Source organism: Leptospira soteropolitanensis, assembly GCF_026151655.1.
GTDB lineage: Bacteria > Spirochaetota > Leptospiria > Leptospirales > Leptospiraceae > Leptospira_A > Leptospira_A soteropolitanensis.
On sequence record NZ_JAMQPN010000029.1, the window covers coordinates 1 to 3,560 of the forward strand.

The window sequence follows — 3,560 nt, forward strand, 5'->3', positions numbered from 1 at the left end:
TGTCCTCCTGTCACTCGTTTGCATCAGCAAACTACGTGCCAGTCCCTAACGTCCCGTCCGGGACTCAGGGTCGGACAACTTCAGTAAGCCTAGTTCGTTATGCGAAATAATTTAAAATATATTTTAAAAAAAATGAAAATAAAAAGAAATCTAACCCATATTCTAACAATAATATCATTCTTTTACGTTTTTCCTTGTTCTGTATTTGCAGAAACTACTTCAGAAGGCAGTCCAATTAACGACAGAAAAAGAATACACACTTACGTTAGTACATTTATGTTTTCAAAACCAAGATTCAATATGCTTTATGGCATAACGAATAATTTATACTTGGGAATTTCATTAAGAAATGGTGAAAAATCCAATACTAGTGAAAACTTAAATCAAAGTTCCAATAATTCAGTTGATTATTTTCAAAATAATAAGACCAGATTCAATGACCTTTTTACTTTTAAAACTCAGTATTTTTTCTTTGGAAATTTTTATTCAAATTTAGAGTTAGGTTTATTAACAGGATATAAGGAAGAAAATAGAAAGTTTAAAATTTTTCTAAACAATTCCGAAGTTCTTCCGTATTCAAAAACTACTACTTCATCTGATAGATTCTTATTTAGCCTTGGATTAGGATATAGAAAAGAATTTTTTGATCATATTCTTTTAGGTACTGAAATTAATTATGGAATTCTTTCTGCAAGTAAGATCAATAATCATTATACTTTCATTCCGCAATATTATAATGGTTTACCAAGTGATTACATTTTTGACCAATTATATAGTGATAAAAGCGACTATGGAACTAGAAAATTTTTCAATATATCCATCTATGCTGGTATAGCTATTTAATACTTAAATTACTTCGCATAACAGCGACTAACCGCTTCGCTTCGGGACTTCGCCCTCGCTTGGGCTGCGCCACATAGGCTTCTGGCACTCCCCTTGCTTACGCAAGTGTCGTTCCAGTCCCTAACGTCCCGTTTCCGGGACTCAGGGCCAGCCTACGTCGGTTAGCCTATTTCGTTAGCCGCAATAACTAATTCAACATATGACAAAAGAAAATAAAACAGTATGGATACTTGGAGCTGGAGCTTCAATGAGTAACAATTTTGAATTTCCAAATATTAACCAAATATTTGCAAAAGCGAAAGAATACTCTATAATAAGCCTAAACGTAAAAACTTTAAAAGACGATTACAAGGAATTATCAGAATTTATAGTTAATTGTTTCAACAAAAGTCTACTCCGTACATCAGACAAAATTGACGTTGAAAAGGTAATGACATTTCTGCAAATCGAATTTGAAAAAAAGGGATCTTACAGTAATTTACAATTAATGGATAAAGTAATATTTCTGATTAGACATGTTCTTTCAGAATGTTTAGTAAGAGGAAATTCAAATGAAGAATACGAGCATTTAGTAAACAATTTTTTGAATAGAAATACATCAATAATATCTTTCAATTGGGATATAGCATTAGATCAATTAATAAAAAGCAATAACATCTATGAAAATTTTCTTAAGCAAATTAGTTCAAAATTTACTGAAGGATTTTTTAATGGTTATATACCTTTTCCTTACAAAGAATTTCCAACTGACACAGGAATCTATTTAAAAATGCATGGCTCTGTTGATTGGTTATACTGTCCAAATCAACAATGCAGAGTAAATAATAGACTATACGTCTTGGAAGATTCAATTTTAGAATCTCATTATTGCAGTGAATGTCATGAAGAATGCAAAATTCTCATAATTCCACCACTTCTAAATAAAAATTATGATAAATATCCTTCTATCAAAAAAATATGGAACCGTTCATTTCTTGAATTAAACAATGCTTCGGAAGTAATAATATGGGGATATGGAGTTCCTCCGACCGACTTTTATTCTAATTGGTTGTTAACAAGAAGTATACCTCATGAAACAATTATTAAAATTATAAATCCTGAATGTTTAAGAATATCCAATCACGAAAATGAACTACAAGAATACTCTATAAATAAAACATTTGTAAATAAATTTAAAGAAATTTTTTCCAGGCAAAAAATTACCTTTTACTATAACTACAAAGACTTTAAAAATAATTTCGACATAAATCAAAAATATAATGTAAAAGTATAAAGTTACTGCGGCTAACAGCGACTAACCGCTTCGCTTCGGGACTTCGCCCTCGCTCGGTCTGCGACACATAGGCTTCTGGCACTCCCCTTGCCTGCGCAAGTGTCGTGGCCAGTCCCTAACGTCCCGTTCGGGACTCAGGGCCAGCCTACGTCGGTTAGTCTAGTTCGTTATGCGACATTGAAACAATGGAATACATAGACCACCTAATTTACTCTTTTCTTGCACTCACAAGTTTTTTTCTCATAAATAAAATTGGGGAAAAAATGGTAACGTCTGATTATGAACAAATCAGTGTATCCCTTCCTATTGATAAAGCTCCAGCATTCAATATTGTATATAGAGTATTAACTCCCGCACTTTTACTTATTCTATATGCAATTATTTTATCGCAAATTGGATTCGATTATTTAAACCGTAATATTGCTTTCTGCAACTATTACTACATAATAATTAGAATTGCAATTATCTTCATTTACCAAAGAGTATTCCTCGTAAACTGGACAAGACAATTTATTACATACTTTGGGATTCTTTCTATAACTTATTTCCTTGATAGAAAATATCTATCATCTGCCACTAAAATATTACCAGAACCATCAACTTTAATAAACGAACTTTGGATTATCATATTAATATTTATTTACAATCTATTAAATAGCATAACAATAAAATCTGAGGAATTAAGATCCAGAAAGGAAAGATATATTCTAGATACTTTCCAAAAATTGCAAAATAAATTCAATATAATCTTAAACAATTCAAAGGCACAATTTCTTGTCCCGGAAATATACTCGATTATGATATATGAAAACTTCAATAGACCTATTCTATTCAGAAGTGCAGAGTCGTTGTTTAAGAAAATGGGATTTCCAATAAAAACTACAGGAATAATGCAAGTCGCTAGTAATTCAATACTCTCAGATGTTAAAAGTATTCAAATGAGCGTGACCCTCTTACGGAATCTTTTAATAAATAAAATTCAAAAAACGGATTTCAATGACCTAGCTTATTATTTAGAAAACCACAAAAGTCTAATAGATGATACCTTAAGTCAATACAACAAACGGTCAGATTATATTTATGAAATAGATTTCATAAGGTCAACAATATATGAAAAGAAATTAATTCCTACTTCCTTCGAAAAATATCAAATTCGATTAAACAGACTAATAATTCGATATTTAATCAGGAAAAAAAAGGAAGCGACAGAGTTGGATTATTATGGCAAAAAAGTGAATTTAAATAGTTTAAGAAAAGAATATTTCAAAAAACGAAAGAAATAAGCATTTTCAACGTCGCATAACAGCGCCTTAACGCTTCGCTTCGGGACAAGCCCTCGCTCGGTCTGCGACACATAGGCTTCTGGCATTCGCCTTGCTTACGCAAGCTACATGCCAGTCCCTAACGTCCCGTTGGGACTCAGGGCCAGCCTACGTCGTTAAGG

The 3,560-nt window shown here is 32.1% G+C and carries 3 protein-coding genes; all 3 read left to right on the top strand.

The features are described from left to right. Positions 1-99: 99 nt before the first annotated feature. Positions 100-843 (top strand): hypothetical protein, encoded by a 744-nt coding sequence (locus ND811_RS18905; protein WP_265365551.1) that lies wholly within the window; start codon positions 100-102, stop codon positions 841-843. Positions 844-1,042: 199 nt separating this feature from the next. Then, positions 1,043-2,116 (top strand): hypothetical protein, encoded by a 1,074-nt coding sequence (locus ND811_RS18910; RefSeq protein ID WP_265353550.1) that lies wholly within the window; start codon positions 1,043-1,045, stop codon positions 2,114-2,116. Positions 2,117-2,301: 185 nt separating this feature from the next. Beyond that, entirely contained in the window at positions 2,302-3,399 is a 1,098-nt protein-coding gene (locus tag ND811_RS18915) for a hypothetical protein (protein WP_265353551.1), read from the top strand. Positions 3,400-3,560 lie beyond the last annotated feature (161 nt).

Bases quoted from the DNA above. Each gene is read 5' to 3' on its own strand.
- ND811_RS18910 (WP_265353550.1), top strand. From the start codon at position 1,043: ATGACAAAAGAAAATAAAACAGTATGGATACTTGGAGCTGGAGCTTCA.
- ND811_RS18905 (WP_265365551.1), top strand. From the start codon at position 100: ATGCGAAATAATTTAAAATATATTTTAAAAAAAATGAAAATAAAAAGA.
- ND811_RS18915 (WP_265353551.1), top strand. From the start codon at position 2,302: ATGGAATACATAGACCACCTAATTTACTCTTTTCTTGCACTCACAAGT.